21 protein-coding genes and 1 pseudogene are annotated in these 21,962 nt (G+C 68.2%); 2 read left to right on the forward strand and 20 right to left on the reverse strand.

The window, feature by feature from the left end; translation table 11 throughout:
• Positions 1 to 29 precede the first annotated feature (29 nt).
• A complete protein-coding gene (gene bluB, locus IHQ52_RS17455) occupies positions 30 to 668 on the forward strand; it encodes a 5,6-dimethylbenzimidazole synthase (RefSeq protein WP_006438166.1) in 639 nt (212 codons plus the stop codon).
• 98 nt (positions 669 to 766) lie between these two features.
• On the forward strand, positions 767 to 2,095 hold the full coding sequence (locus tag IHQ52_RS17460) for a DUF4185 domain-containing protein (RefSeq protein WP_006438167.1): 1,329 nt from the start codon (positions 767 to 769) through the stop codon (positions 2,093 to 2,095).
• A gap of 22 nt (positions 2,096 to 2,117) precedes the next feature.
• On the opposite strand, the gene IHQ52_RS17465 is transcribed toward IHQ52_RS17460, so the two are convergent.
• The 20 genes and pseudogenes from IHQ52_RS17465 to IHQ52_RS17560 all read right to left on the reverse strand — a co-directional run bounded on the left by IHQ52_RS17465 (position 2,118) and on the right by IHQ52_RS17560 (position 21,959).
• Positions 2,118 to 2,540 (reverse strand): YraN family protein, encoded by a 423-nt coding sequence (locus IHQ52_RS17465; RefSeq protein ID WP_006438168.1) that lies wholly within the window; start codon positions 2,538 to 2,540, stop codon positions 2,118 to 2,120.
• Between the two features lie 114 nt (positions 2,541 to 2,654).
• A complete protein-coding gene (locus IHQ52_RS17470) occupies positions 2,655 to 2,966 on the reverse strand; it encodes a DUF2469 domain-containing protein (protein ID WP_005198978.1) in 312 nt (103 codons plus the stop codon).
• Complete coding sequence (locus IHQ52_RS17475; protein WP_006438169.1) at positions 2,963 to 3,649, reverse strand: ribonuclease HII; 687 nt, start codon at positions 3,647 to 3,649, stop codon at positions 2,963 to 2,965. The genes IHQ52_RS17470 and IHQ52_RS17475 overlap by 4 nt, the downstream gene beginning before the upstream one ends.
• Positions 3,650 to 3,671: 22 nt before the next feature.
• Positions 3,672 to 4,526 (reverse strand): signal peptidase I, encoded by an 855-nt coding sequence (lepB, locus tag IHQ52_RS17480; protein WP_006438170.1) that lies wholly within the window; start codon positions 4,524 to 4,526, stop codon positions 3,672 to 3,674.
• An 18-nt stretch (positions 4,527 to 4,544) separates the two neighbouring features.
• Positions 4,545 to 4,886: a 50S ribosomal protein L19 gene (rplS, locus tag IHQ52_RS17485; RefSeq protein ID WP_004572295.1), complete on the reverse strand. Its 342-nt coding sequence runs from the start codon at positions 4,884 to 4,886 to the stop codon at positions 4,545 to 4,547.
• A 155-nt stretch (positions 4,887 to 5,041) separates the two neighbouring features.
• Positions 5,042 to 6,058: a hypothetical protein gene (locus IHQ52_RS17490; RefSeq protein ID WP_006438171.1), complete on the reverse strand. Its 1,017-nt coding sequence runs from the start codon at positions 6,056 to 6,058 to the stop codon at positions 5,042 to 5,044.
• Positions 6,055 to 6,393 carry a hypothetical protein gene (locus tag IHQ52_RS17495; protein WP_006438172.1) on the reverse strand — a complete coding sequence of 113 codons (339 nt, stop codon included), beginning with the start codon at positions 6,391 to 6,393 and terminating at the stop codon, positions 6,055 to 6,057. The genes IHQ52_RS17490 and IHQ52_RS17495 overlap by 4 nt, the downstream gene beginning before the upstream one ends.
• The gene (locus tag IHQ52_RS17500) at positions 6,390 to 6,728 is read right to left on the reverse strand and encodes a YbaB/EbfC family nucleoid-associated protein (RefSeq protein WP_006438173.1); all 339 of its coding nucleotides are present in this window, start codon (positions 6,726 to 6,728) and stop codon (positions 6,390 to 6,392) included. The genes IHQ52_RS17495 and IHQ52_RS17500 overlap by 4 nt, the downstream gene beginning before the upstream one ends.
• A gap of 36 nt (positions 6,729 to 6,764) precedes the next feature.
• Positions 6,765 to 7,484 carry a tRNA (guanosine(37)-N1)-methyltransferase TrmD gene (gene trmD / locus IHQ52_RS17505; RefSeq protein WP_006438174.1) on the reverse strand — a complete coding sequence of 240 codons (720 nt, stop codon included), beginning with the start codon at positions 7,482 to 7,484 and terminating at the stop codon, positions 6,765 to 6,767.
• On the reverse strand, positions 7,484 to 8,017 hold the full coding sequence (gene rimM / locus IHQ52_RS17510; protein ID WP_006438175.1) for a ribosome maturation factor RimM: 534 nt from the start codon (positions 8,015 to 8,017) through the stop codon (positions 7,484 to 7,486). The genes trmD and rimM overlap by 1 nt, the downstream gene beginning before the upstream one ends.
• Before the next feature lie 27 nt (positions 8,018 to 8,044).
• A complete protein-coding gene (locus IHQ52_RS17515) occupies positions 8,045 to 8,287 on the reverse strand; it encodes an RNA-binding protein (RefSeq protein WP_006438176.1) in 243 nt (80 codons plus the stop codon).
• Positions 8,284 to 8,733: a 30S ribosomal protein S16 gene (gene rpsP, locus IHQ52_RS17520; RefSeq protein WP_006438177.1), complete on the reverse strand. Its 450-nt coding sequence runs from the start codon at positions 8,731 to 8,733 to the stop codon at positions 8,284 to 8,286. The genes IHQ52_RS17515 and rpsP overlap by 4 nt, the downstream gene beginning before the upstream one ends.
• A 445-nt stretch (positions 8,734 to 9,178) precedes the next feature.
• Positions 9,179 to 10,258, reverse strand: a pseudogene (locus tag IHQ52_RS17525) (amidohydrolase family protein).
• A 17-nt stretch (positions 10,259 to 10,275) separates the two neighbouring features.
• Positions 10,276 to 11,838, reverse strand: a complete 1,563-nt coding sequence (gene ffh / locus IHQ52_RS17530) for a signal recognition particle protein (RefSeq protein WP_006438179.1) — start codon at positions 11,836 to 11,838, stop codon at positions 10,276 to 10,278.
• Between the two features lie 53 nt (positions 11,839 to 11,891).
• Positions 11,892 to 14,528, reverse strand: coding sequence for a [protein-PII] uridylyltransferase (locus IHQ52_RS17535; RefSeq protein WP_006438180.1), 2,637 nt, complete (start codon positions 14,526 to 14,528; stop codon positions 11,892 to 11,894).
• 8 nt (positions 14,529 to 14,536) lie between these two features.
• Positions 14,537 to 14,875, reverse strand: coding sequence for a P-II family nitrogen regulator (locus IHQ52_RS17540; RefSeq protein ID WP_004572306.1), 339 nt, complete (start codon positions 14,873 to 14,875; stop codon positions 14,537 to 14,539).
• A 50-nt stretch (positions 14,876 to 14,925) separates the two neighbouring features.
• Complete coding sequence (locus tag IHQ52_RS17545) at positions 14,926 to 16,278, reverse strand: ammonium transporter (protein WP_006438181.1); 1,353 nt, start codon at positions 16,276 to 16,278, stop codon at positions 14,926 to 14,928.
• Positions 16,279 to 16,504: 226 nt separating this feature from the next.
• On the reverse strand, positions 16,505 to 18,028 hold the full coding sequence (ftsY, locus tag IHQ52_RS17550; RefSeq protein WP_006438182.1) for a signal recognition particle-docking protein FtsY: 1,524 nt from the start codon (positions 18,026 to 18,028) through the stop codon (positions 16,505 to 16,507).
• Positions 18,025 to 21,633: a chromosome segregation protein SMC gene (gene smc / locus IHQ52_RS17555; protein ID WP_006438183.1), complete on the reverse strand. Its 3,609-nt coding sequence runs from the start codon at positions 21,631 to 21,633 to the stop codon at positions 18,025 to 18,027. The genes ftsY and smc overlap by 4 nt, the downstream gene beginning before the upstream one ends.
• Before the next feature lie 44 nt (positions 21,634 to 21,677).
• The gene (locus IHQ52_RS17560) at positions 21,678 to 21,959 is read right to left on the reverse strand and encodes an acylphosphatase (RefSeq protein WP_006438184.1); all 282 of its coding nucleotides are present in this window, start codon (positions 21,957 to 21,959) and stop codon (positions 21,678 to 21,680) included.
• Positions 21,960 to 21,962 lie beyond the last annotated feature (3 nt).

Below are 21,962 nucleotides of genomic sequence, written 5' to 3' on the forward strand. Positions count from 1 at the left end.
TCGATCGTCGTCGCTAAGCTCGACAACCGATGACTGACGGAACTTTCGACAAGGCGTTCGTCGGCGACCTCGACCGACTCTTCCGCTGGCGACGCGACGTCCGTCGATTCAGCCGCGAACCCCTCGAACCACACCTCCTCCCCGAGATCCTCGAGTCAGCGGAGTTCTCTCCGTCGGTCGGCAACAGCCAGCCCTGGCGCTGGGTCGAGGTGCAAACCGCATCGGCGCGGGAGGCGGTGCGCGACAGCTTCATCCGATGCAACACCGAAGCACTCGACGGCTACACCGGCGAACGCGCACAACTGTATTCGTCACTGAAGCTCGCCGGCCTCGACGACGCACCAGTCCATCTCGCCGTCTTCTGCGCGCCCGACGCCGAGCAGGGCCACGGCCTGGGTCGCCAGACCGTGCCGGAGACGCTCGAATACTCGGTCGTCACGGCCATCACCACGATGTGGTTGGCGGCCCGGGCCCGCGGCGTCGGCATCGGCTGGGTGTCCATTCTCGAACCCGATGCAGTGACCGAAGCACTCGCGGTTCCGGCCACGTGGAAACTGGTCGCCTACCTCTGCGTTGGATATCCCGAACACGAGAACGACATCCCCGAACTCGAACGCGTCGGGTGGCAATCACGCACCGACTCGGAGACGCGGCACCTCATCCGTTGACACCGCATCGTGACCCTTCTCGGACCCTCCTGTAACACAACTCCAGTAACAATGGTCACGTCAATAACTTCAGAAACACCTGTCACACGGAGGTCTGCGTGCCCAGCCGTTTCACCAAGGGTGTCCGACTGGCGCTGGCGGGAGCCTTCGCAATCGGTACCACCGCGATCGTCCTGACCGCCGGTACCGGCATCGCCGAGGCCGCGCCGTGCGGGAATTCCGGAAACGGTTCGAGCTTCCTCGGATTCGGCTCGTCGGGCTCATTGGGTTCGGGCTCCGGCTCGGGTTCCGGCTCCAACGTCCCCGACCCGGGACCTCAGCGACCACTCATCCCCTATGTCGGGTCCATCTCCCGCAGCGTGGGCTGGGTGACCGGCCCGTACAGCAAGAACGACACCTACGACCGCTTCGGCATCGGCGGCACAGATCTGGGAATCGCCTGGGACAACGGCCGCGGCCAGACCCTCATGGCCTTCGGCGACACCTTCGGCAACTGCAACGCCCCGAGACAAGAGTGGCGGCACAATGTCCTCTTGCGCTCGAACGACAACGACCTCGCCGACGGGCTGAAGGTACCGAACGGAGTCGCGGGAGACATCAACTCGGGCACCGTGATCGGGGATCGGCCGAACTTCGCCCAGGAACTCATTCCCTCACTGGGCATCTCGAACATCGAGGTCACCACGATCCCGACCGCGGCGATCTCGATCCCCCACGGCGACGGCTTCCGCCAGTACATCAACTACATGTCGGTACGGTCGTGGGGTTCGGCGGGCAACTGGGTCACCAACTACTCGGGCATCGCCTACTCCGACAACAACGGCCAAACCTGGACCAGCGACCCCGACACGATCCTCATCAACGCGCCGATCGATCTCGCCCTGCCCGGCAACCTCCGCGCGATCGACGTCAACAACGGCAAGTTCCAGCAGAACGCGTACATGCGCGGCCGGCCCGGCACCGATGAAGCGGGCTACATCTACCAGTTCGGTACGCCCAACGGCCGTTTCGGCGCCGCGTTCCTGGCGCGGTTCAAGCCGGAGGACATTCTCGACCTCGACAAGTACGAGTACTGGTCGGGCGAGCGGATCGGCTGGGTCGACAGCATCAGCGACATCCACGACACCGAAGGTGTCGTCGCCCGCCAACCCGTCAGCGAACTGTCGGTCTCGTGGAGCCCGTATCTGAAGAAATACATCATGCTCGATGGGGACAACGGCATTCGGCTCCGCACCGCCGACCATCCGGAAGGCCCCTGGAGCGGCCCGCGCACCATCGTGGCACCCGGCAACCCGGTCGTGTACGGACCCATGATGCTGCCGAACTCGCCTGCGCTGCTGGGCACGGGCAAAGATCTGTACTTCAACGCCTCACGCTGGAGCGACTACAACGTCATGCTGATCCGCTCCGATCTCAGCAAGCTCTAGAACCGCCAAAGCTCTCGACCACTCAGTCGTAGACGCCCCGGTGATGTCTCACCCGGGCACGTGCGGGATCGTCCGGGGTGAAGCCGTCGAGTTGCACGCTGATGACGTCGAACCGGATCTGACGCCATCGTCGTTCCTGCCCGGCGAGCCAGGTGCGCGCGAGCCGACGCATCCGGGCGAGCTTGTCCGGCGTCACCGCCATGACGGGATCGTCGAAAGTCCGGCTCGCACGGGTCTTGACCTCGACGACCACCAGCGTCGGGCCGTCCGTGGTGTGCGGGTCGACGCCGACGAGGTCGAGTTCGCCGTATCGGTTGCGCCAGTTACGTTCCAGGACAATCCAACCCAGTGACCCGACGAAGTCGGCGGCGATGTCCTCCCCCAGCTTGCCGACGTGCGCGCGACGATTGACGGGACGACCGGCAGACGGAACGGTATCGCTCATGCCCTGAGCTTCACCGAACACAGCACGGCCGCGGTGGGACTGCTCCCGCCGCGGCCGCATCTGTGGACAACCATCGGGTTCTGCACACTGCTGAGTTGCTCACCCGAGAAGAGTTCAGGGTTCGTCGGGAAGCCGCAGTTCCGGCTTCTCGAGTTCCTCGATGTTGACGTCCTTGAACGTGATCACCCGAACCTGTTTGACGAAGCGCGCCGGCCGGTACATGTCCCAGACCCAGGCGTCGCTCATCCGTAGCTCGAAGTACACCTCACCATCGGTGTTGCGGGGAATCATCTCGACCGCGTTGGCGAGGTAGAAGCGCCGCTCCGTCTCCACCACGTAGGTGAACTGCCCGACAATGTCCTTGTACTCGCGGTACAGAGAGAGTTCCATCTCGGTTTCGTACTTCTCGAGATCCTCAGCACTCATCCTGTAAGCCTATCCCTGTTGTCGTTTGCGCTGGAGACCACTCGTGCCGCGACATTTCGGTACGACATGCGGTGTTGTGGTGACGGTCCCGCCGCATCGATGCGGGACATGTGAAGTGGCGTGCTGTATCCCTTGTGGATCGCGAAGTCGTAACCGGGCAGGTCGGAGTCCATCGCGACCATGATCCGATCCCGCGTCACCTTCGCGATGATGCTCGCGGCGGCGATGCAGGCTGCGGCCCCGTCTCCACCGATCACCGGCAGCGACGGCGCGGTCAGCCCGGGGACGACGAAACCGTCGGACAGCACATATCCGGGCGTCACGTCGAGGGCTGCGACCGCTCGGCGCATGCCCTCGATGTTCGCGACGTGGATGCCGATCCGGTCGATCTCGGCGGCGTCGATGACGACCGCGCTCCACGCGTCGGCATACCTGGTCACCGATCGGTACAGCGTTTCTCGGGTCTTCTCGGTCAGCCGCTTGGAGTCGTCGAGTTCGGCGAGCGAGGCCAACTGCGTCGGCTTCAGCACGCACGCCGCCACCACCAGCGGGCCGGCGCACGCACCGCGACCGGCCTCGTCGACCCCCGCGACCGGGCCGAGGCCCTGCCGGTAGAGCGCGAATTCGAAAGTCCGCAGTCCCGCCGCACGACGGACGGGCGAGCGCGGTGGCCAGCGACTCATGGTGTGCGTAGTCCCCACATGATCATTGCTGGGGATTGATCGAACCGACACCACCGATCCGCGAGAAAGGATAGATGATGGTTCGGACCTTGCCGCGGATGTCACTGATCGGCACGGTGCCCTGGTACCGGTCGTCGACGTGGTAACGCGAGTCCTGCGAGTTGAGGCGGTTGTCGCCCATCACCCACACGTTGCCCTCGGGCACCTTGATCGGGCCGAAGTCGGGACCGAGGCACGGCGGGACCGATTCACCCGGGCCGGCGACACCGGGACCGAATGCGGCGACGGTCTCGCGCTGCAGCTCCATGTTGATGTACGGCTCGTGCAGCGGCTTCCCGTCGACCTTCACACCGACACCTTCGTCGTTGCGGCACTCGACGGTCTGCCCGCCGGTCGCGATCACCCGCTTGACGAGGTTGTTCTCGTCGGGCGGGGCGAAACCGAACCACGACAACGCATCCTGCGCCTTGTGCATGACCGGGTTCGTCGATCGCGGGGACACCCACGACCCGTTCCAGGACTCGGACGGCCCCTTGAAGACGACGACGTCACCGGGCTGGGGGTCACCGAAGCGGTAGACCATCTTGTCGATGACGATGCGATCGTTGGTGCACCCGTCGCAGCCGATCAGAGTCGACTCCATCGACTCCGACGGGATGACGTACTGCCGTCCGATGAAGGTCTGCAGCAGCCAGGTGAGGAGCAGGACGCACCCCACGATGATCACGACCTCGCGCAAGAGCGAGCCGGATCCCGACTTGCGCTTGCCGTCCTCGGTCTCGTCCGGATCGGACTTCAACCGCCAGGGACGCTTCGCACCGTCGTCGCCGTCGGTGTCAAGGTCGCGATCGTCGCTGGGTCGCTGTGTGTCGGCCACCTCGTCAGGGTAGACGCGTCAGCGCTTTTCCTTGATCTTTGCGGCCTTGCCACGCAGATCACGCAGGTAGTAGAGCTTGGCGCGACGGACGTCACCGCGGGTGAGGACGTCGATCTTGGCGATGTTCGGGCTGTGCACCGGGAAGGTGCGCTCAACGCCGACGCCGAAGGACACCTTGCGAACGGTGAAGGTCTCGCGGACGCCGCCACCCTGGCGACGGATGACGACACCCTTGAACACCTGGACGCGTTCCTTGCTGCCCTCGATGACCTTGACGTGGACGTCGAGGGTGTCGCCGGGGCCGAAGTCCGGGACATCGTCGCGGAGGGACTGCTTGTCGAGGAAGTCGAGCGTGTTCATTGGTTGGGTCCTTGTCTGGCGTGAACGTTGAGCAGAGGAACCTGGCGGGCCGTCGGGCTTCGAACCGGTTCGTACTCCGAGTCGTCGGTGCCCGTCAGCGGGACAGGCAACCCGACTATTGTGCCAGAGAGACCCCGGTCCGACGAAATCGCCGGTCAGGGGCGTGAACCGGGCCCCACCGCGACGATGTCTGCGGCCCGGAGAGCCGAGAGTGTGGCCGACTCCATCGGGGTCGCGGCGGCGATCGCGGTGGGAGTGATCCCCGAGGCGGTCATGTGTTCGACGATCGCGAGTTCGGGTGCCCGGCCGTTCGCGGTCAGGGCCTCGTCGTCGGCGAGTTCGAGTCCCGCGCGCTGGTACGGCTGCGGATCGTTGGTCCCCACGACCACCACCCGCCGCCCACGCGCCCCCACACCGACCCCCACCGCGGTGCGGAACCACCCGGCGATGGCCGGCGGCACGCTCGCCTGCAGGTTCTCGGCGCGCCGGCGAAGCCAGGTCAGGTCTCCGCCGGTGGTGTCCCGGCCGGCTCGCGACCCGGCGGCGCCGATCGCCGCGCCCAGTCCGGCGGCCCCCAATCCGGCACCGAGGGCTCCCGCACCGCCCAGCGCACCCATCGGTGCGAACGGCATCATCCCGCTGGTCGCTGCGGGCGGGGTTCCGCCCGCGGATTGCCCCGCCTCCTCCGACCGTTGCGTGTAGTCGTCGCCGGCGGCCGTCAGGGCCAGACGGCCCGCACTCGACGCACTCACCCGCCACGAGTCGTCACCGACCTCGGCGAAGACCTCCGCCCGACGCCGGTCACGGTCGGCGACGAGGGCGATGGTCGTCATCTGCTGCTCGGTCTCGACGACGACGTCGGCAAAGCTCTCCAGCGACGCCGCCATGACGCGAAGCCGCCCGGCGACGTGCGGCAACGAATCCGGACCGGCACCGGTGATCTGGGCCAGTCCGTCGACGGTGGCGTCGCCGAACTCCCCCTCCACGGCCACGCCACCGATGGCCGGCGAGGCGTAGGCGGCGGTCGCCGAGACGACCACGTCGGTCACCCGCTCCACGGACTCGGCCAGAGCCCGCGCCCGCCGCGCGGCCTCGCGCAGCGACACCGGATCCGCGCCAGGCCACACACCCGGCGCGAGTTCATCCGCGATCTGCCTCGCCGAGGAGTTCATCGCGTGTCACCGGAATCGACGGCGCCGGCGGCATCCGCATCGGCGTCGGCGAGCGATTCGACGCCGTGTGTGAGGGCCTGCCGGTGCTCGGCGAGACGCACGATCACGGACCGCAGGAGGTCACCCGTTTCGGCGCTCGGGGGCCCGAAACCCCGCCGAAATGCCAACGCCCCCTCCCCGACCCCGACCGCGCAGTCGATGTCGGCGAGCAGTTCGACGAGTTCGGAATGCACCGTGCCCAACCGTGTCTCGGCATTGGCCAGACGCGCGGACAGGTCCGCCGCGGTGCCCACGTCGGCGGCGACCCGGTTGTGGGAGCGGCCACCAGAGGTCATCCGGGCGTCCGTTCTGGTTCGAGGCGCGCGTCGGCGTAGTCCACACCGGAAACCGTTGCGGCAGCGAGGAGTTCACCACGCCGGGAACTGAGCGCACGATCCGCTTCGGCGATGAGGGTGGTGAGGAGCTCGGACAGCTGATCGGCACGGTAGCGACGCAGGGCGGTGGGATCGATGGAGATGTCGACAGCGAGCCCGCGCGCATTGACGGTGACCGCGACGAGGCGGTCCCGGCTGATGGCTCGGGAGGTCAGCTCCGACAACGCCGCCCGGGTCCGCGCGAGTTCGGCACGCTGACGGTCGAGTTCGTCGACCATGGCCTCATAGCCCTGCATAGCCCTCCCACCGTGCGACTCGAGTCGTGCCGAATCCTAGCCGGAATCCGGCCCGCGGTCACCGGCTGGTTTCACAGGGTCGGCGAGAAGGTCGGGTCGACGGGCGCGGGTCCGCTCGAGCGCCTGCTCGTGTCGCCACTGCGCGACTTTCGCATGGTCGCCGGAGAGGAGGACCGGCGGGACGTCGAGCCCGCGCCAGCTCACCGGACGCGTGTAACTCGACCCTTCGAGGAGCCCGTCGGAGAACGAATCCTCCTGGTGCGAGCGAGGATTCCCGAGGACGCCGTCGATCAGCCGGACGGTCGCCTCGATCATCGCCATCACCGCGACCTCGCCGCCGATGAGGACGAAGTCGCCGAGGGACACCTCTTCGACGCGCACCCGGCGGGCTGCGTCGTCGAAGACACGCTGATCGATGCCCTCGTAGCGACCGCAGGCGAAGACGAGATGTTTCTCGGCGCTCCACCGCTGTGCGGTCGCCTGGGTGAACGGCACACCGGCCGGGGTGGGGACGACGAGGAGCGCGTCGTCGGGGCACACGTCGTCGAGACACGGACCCCAGACCTCGGGCTTCATGACCATGCCGGGACCGCCGCCGTACGGCGAGTCGTCGACGCTGCGGTGCACGTCATGCGTCCAGTTCCGCAGGTCGTGGACGTCGACGCTGATGCGTCCGGCGTCGATCGCCTTGCCCAGCAGGGCAACCCGAAGGGGCTCGAGATACTCGGGGAAGATCGAGACGATGTCGAGCCGCATCACTGCGCGCCGTCGGCCGAGTCCGGATCGAGAAGACCCTCGGGCGGGTCGATGACGATCAGTTCGCGGGTCACCGTCGGCACGATCTCCCGTACGAACGGGATCAGGACCTCACGCTTGTCGGGGGTGCGCACCGCGAGCAGCTCACCGCCGGGCATGTGCAGCACCGACTCGACGACGCCCACCTCGGTCCCGTCGGTGAGCTGGACGGGGACCCCCTCGAGTTCGTGGTCGTAGAACTCGTCCGGATCGTCGGACGGTTCGACCAGCGAGGAGTCGATGAGGAACAACGTGCCGCGCAGGGCATCGGCCGCATCCCGGCTCGCGACGCCGTCGAGAGACACCAACAGCCGCCCGGAGTGTTCCCGGGCGGCTGTCACGGTGAATTCACGTTCGCCGCCACCGCGCGGCAGTCGGCCGCGCAGCACCGCGCCGCGAGCGAAGCGCAGGTCGGGGTTGTCGGTACGGACATCGACGACGAGTTCGCCACGAATGCCGTGCGACTTCACCACGCGCCCGACGACGAGATCCACGATGCGTTTCGTCCTACGACGTGACCGTCAGCGGTCGGTGTCGACGATGTCGACGCGCATGCCGCGTCCGCCGATACCGGAGACGAGGGTGCGCAGGGCGGTGGCGGTACGACCGTTGCGGCCGATGACCTTACCGAGATCCTCGGGGTTCACGTGGACCTCGACGAGCCGGCCGCGACGACCGGTGACGAGGTCGACCCGGACGTCGTCCGGGTTCGAGACGATTCCGCGGACGAGATGCTCGACCGCGTCGGCGACGACTGCGCTCACGCGTCACCCTCGGCGGCGGGAGCCTCGGCGGCAGCTTCTGCCGGGGCCTCGTCCTTCTTGGCGGCCTTCTTCTTCGGGGTGGTGGCCGCGGCGACCGGCTCGTTGTCGGCAGCTGCGAGAGCGGCGTTGAACAGGTCGAGCTTCGAGGGCTTGGCCTCGGCGGTCTTCAGGGTGCCCTCGGTGCCCGGCAGGCCCTTGAACTTCTGCCAGTCACCGGTCACCTTGAGGATCGCGGCCACGGGCTCGGTCGGCTGCGCGCCGACGCCCAGCCAGTACTGTGCGCGCTCGGAATCGACCTCGATCAGCGAGGGCTCTTCCTTCGGGTGGTACTTGCCGATGGTCTCGATCACCCGGCCGTTGCGGCGGGTCCGAGCGTCGGCGACGACGATGCGGTACTGCGGGTTGCGGATCTTGCCGAGCCGCGTGAGCTTGATCTTGACAGCCATGTCTACTTCTACTTTCGTGTGGTCACTGCGCAATTCTGCAACCCACCCGGAATGGTGGACCCGGTTTTGCGTCTGTTTCGGTGTGACCGTCGGGCGGCCGTGACCGTATCCGACGAACCGTCGAGCCATTCTGCCAGAACAGCGGCTTCAGAAAGAAATCCGTCACGTCGCCCGGACGAAGTCCGCCTCATGTATCGGACGGAGATCCGGCATGTGGTTGTCCACCCCGCGAGAACAACCACATGCCGTACGTCGCCAACGCCACTCGCCTACCGAAGAATCGGTCCCCAGGCTTGCGACTCCTGCCGAAACCCCGTCCTCACCCCCGGATTCGGCAGGGTCTGCATTGAGCTGATCGGTTCGTCCCCAAACGAACCTCTGCAACGCGGTTGCTACCTTACGTGTCAGTAGGTAACTGCAACCAGAGTCCACCTTGTGGCGTTGCTCACACGAGGTGGCGACCCGACGACACCACTGCTACCGGATGGCGCAGGACGCCCAGGTCTTCGCACGGGTTCTCGCCGTAGACCACGAAATCGGCGCGGTCGCCGTCACCGAGAAGGTCTGCGCCCAGCCAGCGGCGGGGGCGCACCGACGCGGCCGCGATGGCGCCCGGCGTTCCCCAGCCCCACCTTCGACAGCGCCTCGATCTCGTCGACGATGCGGCCGTGCTCGACGAAGCCGCCGGCATCGGTGCCCGCGAAGATGGCCACGCCTGCCTCGCGCGCGGATTCGAAGACCTTCGGGGCGTCGGCGTGCAACTGCCGCATATGCGCCGCATAGGTCGGGAAGCGCTCGGCGCCGTCGGCGATCCCCGGGAAGTTCTCCACCTGGATCATGGTGGGCACCAATGCGATCGAGCGTTCGACGAGCTGATCGATCAAGTCGGCGGTGAGTCCGGAGCCGTGTTCGATGCAGTCGACACCTGCTCCGATCAGGTCGACGAGGGCGTCGGTCCCGAAGACGTGGCGGTGATCCGGGCGCCGTGTTCGTGCGCGACGGCGACCGCGGCTTCGATCTGGTCCCGCGTCCACAGCGGCGCGAGGTCCCCGACCTCGCGATCGATCCAGTCCCCCACGATCTTCACCCAGCCGTCGCCGGCCTCCGCCTGTCGTGCCACCTCGGCCGCCAGCTCGTCGGGATCGTCGAGGTCGACGCCGTAGTCACGCAGATAGCGTTTCGGGCGGGCGATGTGTTTACCCGAGCGGATGAACCGCGGACAGGCGGGGTCGTCGTCGAGCGGATGGGTGTCCAGCGGTGACCCGACCTCACGGATCAGGAGCGTCCCGGCCCGGGCGTCGGCGTACGCGTAACCACGGGCTTGCTCGATGTCGACGCCGAGCCCCGGCGCGATGCCGACGTGGTTGTGGGCGTCGACGAGTCCCGGCAGAATCCAGCCGTCGTCGACAGCGGTCTCGGCCTCTGCGACGGGTGTGTGGCTGATGGTCTCACCGGAGACCCAGAACTCGATCGGTTCGCCGGTGAGCGGATCGGTGCCCCGATAGTGGCGGGCGGTGACATCCATTGCCGGGCTACTCATCGCTATTTCTTCTTCTTGGGCTGCTGGAACTGCGAGACGTCGATGCCCTCGAGTCCCGGGGGCAGCTGGTCGAGTCCGGCGGGCATGTCGGACAGGTCCGGGAACCCGGCGGGCATGCCGCCCGGCATCGCCGGGAAACCACCGCGCACCTTCGGCGGAGTGGGACCGCGCCCCTTGCCCTTCTTGCCCTTCTTCCCCTTGCGGTTGGACTTCCGGTTCATCCCGCCCATGCCCATGCGACCGGACATCTGCGCCATCATCTTGCGGGCCTCGAAGAATCGGTCGACCAGCTGGTTGACCTCGCTGACGGTGACGCCGGAACCGTTGGCGATACGCAGCCGGCGGGAGGCGTTGATGATCTTCGGGTTCTCCCGCTCGGCGGGGGTCATGCCGCGGATGATCGCCTGGACCCGGTCGAGTTGCTTGTCGTCGACCTGGCTCAGCACGTCCTTCATCTGGCCGGCGCCGGGGAGCATGCCGAGGATGTTGCCGATGGGACCCATCTTGCGGATCATCAGCATCTGGTCGAGGAAGTCCTCGAGGGTCAGGTCACCCTGGGTGATCTTGGCCGCGGCGGCCTCGGCCTGCTGTGCGTCCCAGTGCTGTTCGGCCTGCTCGATGAGGCTGAGCACGTCGCCCATGCCGAGGATCCGGCTGGCCATGCGGTCGGGGTGGAAGACGTCGAAGTCCTCGAGCTTCTCACCGGAGGACGCGAACATGATCGGCTGACCGGTGACCTCGCGCACCGACAGGGCGGCACCGCCGCGGGCGTCGCCGTCGAGCTTGGTGAGCACCACACCGGTGAAGCCGACGCCGTCGGCGAAGGCCTCGGCGGTCGTGACCGCGTCCTGACCGATCATCGCGTCGACGACGAACAGCACCTCGTCGGGAGCGGTCGCGTCACGGATGTCGGAGGCCTGCTTCATCAGCTCGGCGTCGATACCGAGGCGGCCCGCGGTGTCGATGACGACGACGTCGTAGTGCTTGTTCTTCGCCTCCTCCACACCGGCGCGCGCGACGGAGACCGGGTCACCGGAGGTGACGCCGAGTGTTCCCTCACCGCCGACGCTGGTGCCCGGGTGCGGCGCGAAGACCTGGACGCCGGCACGCTCGCCGACGATCTGCAGCTGCGAGACGGCGCCCGGACGCTGGAGGTCACAGGCCACCAGCAGCGGTGTGTGGCCCTGCTGCTTGAGCCACTTGCCCAGCTTGCCGGCGAGGGTCGTCTTACCGGCACCCTGCAGACCCGCCAGCATGATGACCGTGGGCGGGTTCTTCGCGAAGCGCACCCGACGGGTCTCGCCGCCGAGGATGCCGATGAGCTCCTCGTTGACGATCTTGACGACCGTCTGGGCCGGGTTCAGCGCCGCGGAGACCTCGGCGCCCTTCGCCCGTTCCTTGATCCGCGCGATGAAGGCGCGCACCACCGGCAGCGAGACGTCGGCCTCGAGCAGGGCGAGCCGGATCTCGCGGCAGGTGCGGTCGATGTCGGCGTCGGAGAGCCGCCCCTTGCCACGCAGGTCCTTCAGGGCACCGGTCAACCGGTCGGAGAGGGAATCGAACATGGGTCCCATCCTTCCATGTGGGTCGGGGAACCTCGGCTGCTGGGACCTCACATCTAGGAGATCGGCACCCCCGACCGGCCGGTGCCGCCGGAGGGCTGCGGCCCGTCACCGTCCTCGTCCCGCTTGGGCTGCGGCGGCGGGCACACCGCGATGATCGCGTCGGTGAGCGTCGCACGCATCTCCGCGGTGTCCTCGGCCAACCTCAGGCTGAAGATGTCGACGACGGTCGCGCCGAGGGTGGAGACCTTCGCCCAGCGGATGTCGGCGCCGTGCTGCTCCAGGACCGCGCTCACCCGGCTCAGCAGCCCGATCCGGTCGTCCGACCGGACCTCGAGCAGCACCGCCCCTTCGGTGGCGTCGGGTTCGGGGGTGTCGAGCCAGGTCACCCGCGGCGGCGCGACCGCGAACAGGGCGGGTACCGCGTTCTTGGGGTGACCGGCACCGTCGACGTCGGGGTCGGTGCTGCCGGCGCTCGCCCCGAGAGTCACCATCGTCCCCGGCGGGGTGCTGACCGAGCCGATGGTGGGTATCGGCGACTCCCGTTCCCGTGCATCGAGACGCGCGAGCACATCGAGTTTGCCGTTGACCGACGCGATGAGCTGCTGGCGCAGCAGACCTGCGTCCGGCGGACTGCCGAACATCGGCACGACGATGAAGGAGTTGACGGCCTTGCCGTCGTGGCTCTGCGCGCAGGCCTTGTGTGAACGCAACCCGCCGAGCGCGAGCACTCCGGCCATCTTCGACAGCAACCCGGGCTGATCGGGCGCGACCATCGTGACGTCGTAGGTGTGCGGACCGTCGGCGCGCACGAGCCGGACCGCGTAGTCCCCCTCGGCGGCGATCGCCAGCTGCTCGGGTGTCAGCGGTTCGGGTACCGACGGCGGGATGCCCTCGATGTGGCTCATCGAGCGCCGGACGAGTTCACCGATCAGTGAGGCCTTCCACTCGCCCCACACGCCCGGGCCGGTCGCCAGCGAATCCGCTTCGGCCAGTGCCGCAAGGAGTTCCAGCAGGACGCGGTTGTGACCCAGTGCGGTGGCGACGAACTCGGCGGTCGCCGGGTCGTCGAGATCGCGACGCGTCGCGACCTGCGGCAGCAACAGGTGGTGTCGCACCATGTCGGACAGGGTCGTCACGTCCTGCGGCCACAGGCCGAACCGGTTGCCGATCTGGACGGCGAGTTCGGCGCCGACGATGCTGTGGTCGGCCCCGCGTCCCTTGCCGAGATCGTGGATGAGCGCCCCGAGAACGAGAAGATCCGGCCGCGATACCCGCGTCGTCATCGAACTCGCATACGCCGCGGTCTCCACCAGGTGACGGTCGACTGTCCAGGTGTGGATCGCGTCGCGCGGCGGAAGGTCGCGCACCGCACCCCATTCCGGCAGCAGCCGGCCCCAGAGTCCGGTGCGGTCGAGCGCCTCGATCGGGTCCACCATGTGATGACCCGAGCTGAGCAGGACCAACAGGTCGCTCAACGCCTCCGCCGGCCACGGTTCCCGCAGTTCGGGTGCGTAGTCGGCCAGCCGGCTCAGGGTCGACGCGCTGATCGGCAGACCCGTCCTCGCCGACGCGGCCGCGACCCGGAGGATGAGCCCCGGGTCCTTGCTGGGAATAGCGTTGCGCGCCAAGACGATCTCGCCGCTGTGCTCGACCACGCCCTCGTCGAGCGGGCGGCGCAGCGGCGACCGGCGCAGCTTGGCCAGGCCGCGCCTCGGCAGTGCGTTGCCCGCGGTCCGCAGACCGACGTCGATGGAATAGCTGATCGTGCGGGCCGAGTCGCTGATGACACGCGCCAGATCGAACCGGTCCCCGATCCGCAGGGCGGCCCCGATCTCGTCGGCGTCCTGCGCGCGCACCTGTTCGCGCGGACGGCCCGCGATGCGGTGCAGTTCGGTCCGGATGTCGAGGAGCCGCGCGTAGGCGACCTGCGGTCCGGCGCCCGGCGAATCCGGCCGCAGACCGGCCATCCCGTGGGTGAGCTGGGCGATCGCCAGAGCACCGAGGAGCTGTACATCGCGCAACCCTCCCCGACCGTTCTTCAGGTCGGGTTCGGCGCGATGCGCGATGTCGCCGGCACGGCGCCAGCGATCCTGAGCGTGGGCGACCACATCGGGGAACCGATGACGGATGTCGTTGCGCCACTGCTGGCGCACACCACCGATCAGCAGATTCGACAGATCCTCGTCACCCGCGATGTGGCGGGCCTCGAGCAATCCGAGGGCCGCGGTGACGTCCTCAGCGGCGACCTGCAGCGCCTGCGGAACGGTCCGGACACTGTGATCGAGCGGAATGTTCGCGTCCCACAACGGATACCAGAGTCCGTCGGCGACCTCGGACACCCGCTCGAGGGGCATGTCGTCGTGCAGCAGGATCAGATCTAGGTCGGAGTACGGCAGCAGTTCGCCACGTCCCAGTCCGCCGACCGCGACGATCGCGAATCCGCTGTGGGGTTTGATGCCGAGTTCGGCGCCCTTGCTGGTCAGCCAGAACTCGTGCAGGTCGACGAGCACCTGGCGCAACGCCGGTGCGTCGAGTTTCCCGTTCCGGCTCGACTCGGTGAGCTGCCGGCGGGTCTTGGCCAGATCGGTCGCGGCTACGGGAGCCTCCTCGGTTTCGGGGGTTGAACGGTGCGGCCCCGCGCCCGACTGGTCGTCGGACGCGGGGCCGCGCTTGGGGTTCAGAAAGGGCACGAGCTCACTTACAGAGCGTCGCCGCCGCGCTCGCCGGTGCGGACACGCACGACCGATTCGACCGGCGAGACCCACACCTTGCCGTCACCGATCTTGCCGGTACGGGCGGCCTCGACGATGACGTCGACGACCTTGTCCACGGCCGCGTCGTCCACGACGACCTCGACGCGGACCTTCGGCACGAAGTCGACCGAGTACTCGGCCCCGCGGTAGACCTCGGTGTGGCCCTTCTGGCGTCCGTAACCCTGGACCTCGCTGACGGTCATGCCCAGGATGCCCGCCTGCTCCAGACCGGCCTTGACGTCCTCGAGCGTGAACGGTTTGACGATTGCAGTGATCAGCTTCATTAGTTATCCCTCTCCACGGGTGTCAGCGTAGTAGCGATTGGACTCGATCGTCATGCCAGCTCGTAGGCAGTCTCAGCGTGTTCTGCCTCGTCGATGCCGCTCTTCTCGTCCTCATCGCTGACGCGCCAGCCGAGCGGCTTGAGGGCGAAGGCGATGATCGCGGTGAGCACGGCGGTGAACGCCAGGGCGAAGAAGGCGATGACCGCCTGGACCACGAGCTGCTTGTAATCGCCACCCCAGAGGAGGCCCACGTCCTTGCCGAGGAGACCGATGGCGAGAGTGCCCCACAGGCCGGCGACGAGGTGGACGCCGACGACGTCGAGCGAATCGTCGTAGCCGAACTTGTTCTTCAGGCCGATGGCCACCGCGGCCAGGGCACCGGCGATGAGACCCAGGATCAGCGAGCCGACCGGGGTCAGCGCACCACAGGCCGGGGTGATCGCGACCAGGCCGGCCACGATGCCCGAGGCGGCGCCGACGCTGGTGGCGTGCTTGTCGCGGATGAGTTCGACGATGAGCCAGCCGATGATCGCGGCTGCCGTCGCGGCCGTGGTGTTGACCCACACCTGGCCGGCGAGGAGGTCGGCGCCCAGCTCCGAGCCGACGTTGAACCCGAACCAGCCGAACCAGAGGAGTGCCGCACCGAGCATGACGAACGGGATGTTGTGCGGACGGTAGGCGGTACGACCGAAGCCGACGCGCTTGCCGATGATGAGAACCAGGACCAGAGCAGCGATACCGGCGTTGATGTGGACCACGGTGCCGCCGGCGAAGTCGATGGGCGCAACGACAGCCGCACCCTCGTCGTCGGTGCCGAACATCTTGGCCGCCAGACCGTCCTCACCCGCACCGAGCAGACCGCCGCCGCCGACCAGGCCGCCCCAGACCATGTGGGACAGCGGGAAGTACACGATCGTCGACCACAGGACGGTGAAGACCATCCAGGTCGAGAACTTCACGCGTTCGGCGAGGGCACCGCTGATGAGGGCAACGGTGATGACCGCGAAGGTCAGCTGGAAGCCCATGAAGACGATCGCCGGGATCGACAGCCCGCCGGTGACGTACTGCTCGGAATCGCCCTCACCGATCGTGCTCATGAGCTGGTCGGAACCGAACAGCGCGAACGGGTTCGCGAAGATGCCCAGAATGTCGTTCTCGCCGGTGATGCCGTCGCTGAAGGACATCGAGAAGCCCCACAGCACGTAGACGACGCTGATCGTCGCCAGGGAGCCGAACGACATCATCATCATGTTCAGGACGGACTTGCCGCGTGCCAACCCCCCGTAGAAGAAGGCAAGGCCCGGGGTCATCAGCAGGACGAGCGCGGCCGACACGAGCATGAATGCCGTGTTGCCCGTGTCGATGGGGCCAAACGATTCGTTTGGCAACAGAGCCAAATCCACTACGAAAACCTCCTCAGATGCACCGACGGCTCGGCGCCTGCAAAGAGATTGTCGGCACTCGGTTTCCGCAGTGGTGCCTTCACGTTTCGGGTACGTAACCCGATGAGCGATTTATATTTCGCGGGTGTAAAACAGCAGGTTCGCTCTGAGGGCTGTCTCAGTTTTGTCCCGGCGATCTCTCACCCGCGATTTCCGATCGGCGATCAAATTCACCAGCGTGCGGCGATCACAGCAGCGCGTCGACGAAGGCCTCCGGCTCGAACGGCGCCAGATCATCGGCGCCCTCGCCCAGACCGACCAGTTTCACCGGCACGCCCAGTTCCTTCTGCACGTGGAAGACGATGCCGCCCTTGGCGGTGCCGTCCAGCTTGGTCAGCACCACACCGGTGATGTCGACGACCTCGGCGAACACCCGTGCCTGCATCAGCCCGTTCTGGCCGACCGTGGCGTCGAGCACGAGCAGCACCTCGTCGACCGGTGCCTTCTTCTCCACGACGCGCTTGACCTTGCCCAGCTCGTCCATCAGACCGGTCTTGGTGTGCAGACGGCCGGCGGTGTCGATCATGACGACGTCGACGCCCGACGCGATGCCGCGGTCGACCGCGTCGAACGCCACCGCGGCCGGATCGGCCTGTTCCTTGCCGCGAACGATCTCCGCACCGACGCGCTCGCCCCAGGTCTGCAGCTGGTCGGCGGCGGCCGCGCGGAAGGTGTCGGCTGCACCCAAGAGCACGCGACGTCCGTCGGCGACGAGAACGCGGGCCAGCTTGCCCGTCGTCGTGGTCTTGCCGGTGCCGTTGACGCCCACGACCAGCACGACGGCCGGGCGCCCCGCATGCGGCAGCGCGCGGATCGAACGGTCCAGCGTCGGGTCGAGCTGCTCGACAAGCACCCGCTTCAGCAGTGCGCGGGCCTCTGCCGCCGACTTGACCGGGTTCGCGGCCAGCTCGGACCGCAGGGTCTCGACGACGGTCGTGGTGGTCGCCGTACCGAGGTCGGCCATCACCAGGGTGTCCTCGATCTCCTCCCAGCTGTCCTCGTCCAGGTCACCGGCGCCGAGCAGACCGAGCACACTCTTGCCGATCGCGCCCTGCGACCGGGACAGCCGACCACGCAGCCGGCCCAGACGGCCGGCGGTCGGTGCGATCTCCTCGCGCGGCGGTGCCGTGACCGCGCCGGACGCGTCGTCGGGTGCAGCCACCTCGGGCGCGGTCGCCTCGGGCGCGATGACGTCCGGCTCGGCGACCTCGGGTGCTGCGGTCTCCGGCGCCGCTGCCTCGGGTGCGGCTGTCTCGGGCTCTGCTGTCTCGGGCTCTGCTGTCTCGGGCTCGGCTTCTACCGGCTCGATGACGTCGGGCAGGGACACCTCGGTGATCCCGCGGCGGTGGGAGTCGCGCGGCACCGCGGCGTCGTCGCCGACCGCGGGCTGGCCGTCGACGTCGGTGCGCTCCTCGACCGGCTGGATCGGTGGTTCCGGCCGGACCGGCGGCTCCGGCTTGGGCTCCGGTGCCGGCTTGCGCGCCGGCGGCTCGGCCAGGGCCGTGTCACCACGACTGAAACTGAAACCCGACCCCGCCTGATAGCCCCCGGACCGGTCGACCTGACGGGTGGTCCCGTCGACGATCTCCGGCTTCGTCGTGGTGTCGGACAGCGAGATGCGACGACGACGCGCCAGCACCAGTCCGAGCACGATCAGCGCGGCGACGACGAGCACCGCGACGACGATCCCGATGATGATTCCGGTGTTCACTGGCTGGTGTCCTCCTGTTGAGCCACGGGCATGTTGACGCCCCGCATGCGCTGCGAGATGACGGTCGTGATGCCGTCCCCGCGCATGCTGACGCCGTAGAGGGCGTCGGCGATCTCCATCGTGGGCTTCTGATGGGTGATGACGATGAGCTGCGACTTCTCCCGCAACTGCTCGAACAGCTTGATGAGACGACGCAGGTTGGTGTCGTCGAGCGCCGCCTCGACCTCGTCCATGACATAGAACGGTGACGGGCGGGCACGGAAGATCGCCACCAGCATCGCGACCGCGGTCAGGGATTTCTCCCCGCCCGACAGCAGCGACAGTCTCTTCACCTTCTTACCCGGCGGCCGGGCCTCCACCTCGATGCCGGTGGTCAGCATGTCGTTGGGCTCGGTCAGCACGAGCCGGCCCTCGCCGCCGGGGAACAGCGTCTGGAAGACCTGGCCGAACTCGCGCTCGACGTCGGCGTAGGCCTCGGTGAACACCTGCAGGATGCGGGCGTCCACGTCCTCGACGACGTCGAGCAGGTCCTTGCGTGCGGCCTTGACGTCCTCGAGCTGCGAGGACAGGAAGTTGTAGCGCTCCTCCAGCGCGGCGAACTCCTCGAGCGCGAGCGGGTTGACCTTGCCGAGCGTGTTGAGGTCTTTCTGCGCCTTCTTCGCCCGGGCTTCCTGGGTGGCGCGGTCGTACGGCATGGGTGCCGGGGCCACCACCTGTTCACCGCGCGCCTTCGCCTCCTCGTACTCCTGCATCTCCAGGGCCGACGGCGGCATCGGGACGTCGGGGCCGTATTCGGCGATGAGGTCGTCCGGCGACATCGCGAACGTCTCGAGAATCTGCTCCTCGAGCTGTTCGATCCGCAGCGCCACCTGGGCACGGGCCACCTCGTCACGATGCACGGTGTCGCGCAACGAGTTCAGCGTGGTGGTCAGTTCCCCGGATTTCAGGCGCAGCTCGTCGAGGGTCGCCGAGCGCGCGACCCGGAGCTCCTCGAGCTCGTCGCGACCCGCCTGCGCCGACGCGACCGCCGCCGCGAGACGCTCGGCGACCTGCGCGCCGGCCCGCTCGACGGCCACCGCCACCCCGGCGGCCTGTCGCCGGATCTCGTCCTGACGACGTGCCCGCTCGCGGGCCTCCCGCTCACGCTGGGCGGCGCGCCGCAGCGAGTCGGCCTTGCCGCGCACCGACGAGAGGCGTTCCTCGGCGGTGCGCAGTGCCAGACGCGCCTCCATCTCGGTACCGCGGGCGATCCCGACGGCCGCCGCGGCGGTCGACCGCTCGGAGTCGTCGGCGGCCATCTCCGGACCCGAGTCCGACTCGTCGCGGGCCAGCCGCAGCCGTTCCTCCAGTTCGCGAAGGGACTCCAGGGTCTCGGCGCGACCCTTCTCCAGCAGGTTGCGCTGACGGGTGAAGCGATCGGCCTCCGCCCGGGCGGTGCGGATCTCGTGGCCCAGCCGGGCCATCTGCTCATACGCGGCGCCGACACTGGAATCCGATTCGTGGAGCGCGGCGAGTGCCTCCTCGGCCGCTTCCCGACGTTCCCGCTGTTCGGTGAGTGCCCCGTCGAGTGCGGCCTCCAGCTCTTCGACGCGCCGTCGGGTCGCGGCCAGGTCCTCGGTCGCGGCGTCGATGGCGGACTGCACCTCGAGCGTCGACGGACGCCGCGACGATCCACCCTCGATCGAGGCGGGACCGATGCGGTCACCGGCGTGGGTCACCACGCGCACGCCGAGGCTGCGGGCCAGTTCCAGGCCCCGGGCGGGGTCGTCGACTACGACGGTGTCGGCGAGGACGGTGTCGATCGCGGTGCGGATCTCCGGACCACAGGTCACCGCGGAGGATGCCCAGCGAGCGCCTTCGGGCAAGGCAGCGTCTCGTTGCCGTACGGAGTCGGTGAGGCCGCCGCAGATCAGGGCGGCCCGTCCCCCGTCGCCGGACTTGAGGGCCTCGAGCGCGCGGATGGCCGCCATGCCGTCGACCGTCACGATGCCGTCGACCGCCGGGCCGAGCGCACCGGCGATCGCGGTCTCGAAGCCGGGTTCGACGGTGACCAGCTCCGACATCGGTCCGAGCAGGCCGTCGGGCGCGTTGTCGAGCAGCCAGGCGCCGCCGTCGTTGCGTTCCAGGCCCATGGCGAGGGCCTCGACCCGCGCCGACAGCGAGGCGATGGACTGTTCGGCCTCGCGGTGCTGCGCCTGCAGGGTCGCGACACGTTCGTTGGACAGGTTCAGCGCGGTGACGCACCGCTCGTGGTGCTCGTCGAGGGCCTGCTCGGACGCCTCCAGCTGCGCGAGTTCCCCCGCTGCCGAATCCTGTTGCATGGCAGCGCTTTCGGCGCGTTCGGTGGCGTGGGCGATGGCAGCCGTCAGACGGTCGGCCTCGGCGTCGACCCCCTCGGAACGCGTTCGCAGGTTGTCGACCTGTCCCTCGAGACGGGCCAGTCCTTCCCGACGGTCGGCGATCGCCTGGACGGCGGCGAGATGGGCGGCCTCCGCGGCCTCGGCGATCGACTCGCGCTCGCGGAGCACCTCGCGGGCCGTCTCGAGTTGTTCGGCGGCGATCTCGACGCCCTCGGTCAGTTCGGCCTCGAGTTCGGCGGCCTCCAGGGCCTGCTCCTCGAGTTCCTCCGGGTCGGGTCCGGTCGCCTCGGTGGCGGCTTCGCTCAGATAGCGGCTGCGCTCGGCGGCGACCCGGCGGGTCGCGTCGACGCGCTCGGCCAGGGCCGACAACCGGAACCAGGCGCGGCTGGCCGCCGCGGCCGCCGGGGTGACCTCGGCGAGATGCTGCTCGTGCTCGGTCACCTCGGCATTGGCGCGGTCGAGTTCCGCGGCCACCTCGTCCTGGCGGCGCCGCACCTCGTCCTCGACGGCGGCGTGTTCGGCCATCTCGGCGCGCCGGATGACCAGGTCGTCGGCGGCGAGGCGCAGTCGGGCGTCACGGAGGTCGGCCTGGACGGTCTGCGCGCGGCGGGCGACCTCCGCCTGCCGGCCGAGCGGCTTGAGCTGGCGTCGCAGTTCGGCGGTGAGGTCGGTCAGGCGCGCCAGGTTGGCCTGCATCGCGTCGAGCTTGCGGACCGCCTTTTCCTTGCGCTTGCGGTGTTTGAGGACGCCGGCCGCCTCCTCGATGAACGCGCGACGGTCCTCTGGACGCGACTCGAGAATCGCCGACAGACGACCCTGACCGACGATGACGTGCATCTCGCGGCCGATACCGGAGTCGGAGAGCAGCTCCTGAACATCCATGAGGCGACAGGTGCTGCCGTTGATCTCGTATTCGCCCGCGCCGTCGCGGAACATGCGGCGGGTGATCGAGACCTCGGAGTACTCGATCGGGAGCGCGCCGTCGGCGTTGTCGATGGTGAGCGTCACCTCCGCACGTCCCAGCGGCGGACGTCCGGAGGTGCCGGCGAAGATCACGTCCTGCATCTTGCCGCCGCGCAGCGCCTTGGCGCCCTGCTCGCCCATGACCCAGGTCAGGGCGTCGACGACATTGGACTTACCGGAGCCGTTGGGGCCGACGACGCACGTGATGCCCGGCTCGAAGCGCAGGGTCGTCGCCGAGGCGAACGACTTGAAGCCCTTCAGGGTCAGGCTTTTGAGGTGCACGACGGTACAGAGTACTCACCATCGTGATGCGTTTCGGGCAACGCTCACCGTTCGAGGAAACCGACCAGGTCTCCGCGAGCGGGGTCCAGGCTGTCGACCACCAGATCCACCCGACCGGGGGTCTCGCCGGACCGCAGCGCATCGAGCAGAGCCTGCACCTTGTCGCGGGGTCCCTCGGCCACGACGTGCACCCGCCCGTCGGCCTGATTGGACGCGTAACCGACCAGACCGAGCTCCAGGGCCCGCGACCGCGTCCACCATCGGAAGCCCACGCCCTGGACGTGTCCGTGGACGAACGCAGATAACCGGACAGGGTCGGCACTCATGAC

This window comes from Gordonia amicalis (genome assembly GCF_022059885.1).
GTDB lineage: Bacteria > Actinomycetota > Actinomycetes > Mycobacteriales > Mycobacteriaceae > Gordonia > Gordonia amicalis.

Bases quoted from the DNA above. Each gene is read 5' to 3' on its own strand.
- trmD (WP_006438174.1), bottom strand. From the start codon at position 7,484: ATGCGGCTCGACATCGTCTCGATCTTCCCCGAGTATCTCGAGCCCCTT.
- IHQ52_RS17495 (WP_006438172.1), bottom strand. From the start codon at position 6,393: ATGACCTCTGGTGGCCGCTCCCACAACCGGGTCGCCGCCGACGTGGGC.
- rpsP (WP_006438177.1), bottom strand. From the start codon at position 8,733: ATGGCTGTCAAGATCAAGCTCACGCGGCTCGGCAAGATCCGCAACCCG.
- IHQ52_RS17540 (WP_004572306.1), bottom strand. From the start codon at position 14,875: ATGAAGCTGATCACTGCAATCGTCAAACCGTTCACGCTCGAGGACGTC.
- IHQ52_RS17500 (WP_006438173.1), bottom strand. From the start codon at position 6,728: ATGCAGGGCTATGAGGCCATGGTCGACGAACTCGACCGTCAGCGTGCC.
- IHQ52_RS17560 (WP_006438184.1), bottom strand. From the start codon at position 21,959: ATGAGTGCCGACCCTGTCCGGTTATCTGCGTTCGTCCACGGACACGTC.
- rplS (WP_004572295.1), bottom strand. From the start codon at position 4,886: ATGAACACGCTCGACTTCCTCGACAAGCAGTCCCTCCGCGACGATGTC.
- ffh (WP_006438179.1), bottom strand. From the start codon at position 11,838: ATGTTCGATTCCCTCTCCGACCGGTTGACCGGTGCCCTGAAGGACCTG.
- bluB (WP_006438166.1), top strand. From the start codon at position 30: ATGACTGACGGAACTTTCGACAAGGCGTTCGTCGGCGACCTCGACCGA.
- IHQ52_RS17475 (WP_006438169.1), bottom strand. From the start codon at position 3,649: ATGAGTCGCTGGCCACCGCGCTCGCCCGTCCGTCGTGCGGCGGGACTG.
- IHQ52_RS17490 (WP_006438171.1), bottom strand. From the start codon at position 6,058: ATGAACTCCTCGGCGAGGCAGATCGCGGATGAACTCGCGCCGGGTGTG.
- IHQ52_RS17465 (WP_006438168.1), bottom strand. From the start codon at position 2,540: ATGAGCGATACCGTTCCGTCTGCCGGTCGTCCCGTCAATCGTCGCGCG.
- IHQ52_RS17470 (WP_005198978.1), bottom strand. From the start codon at position 2,966: ATGAGTGCTGAGGATCTCGAGAAGTACGAAACCGAGATGGAACTCTCT.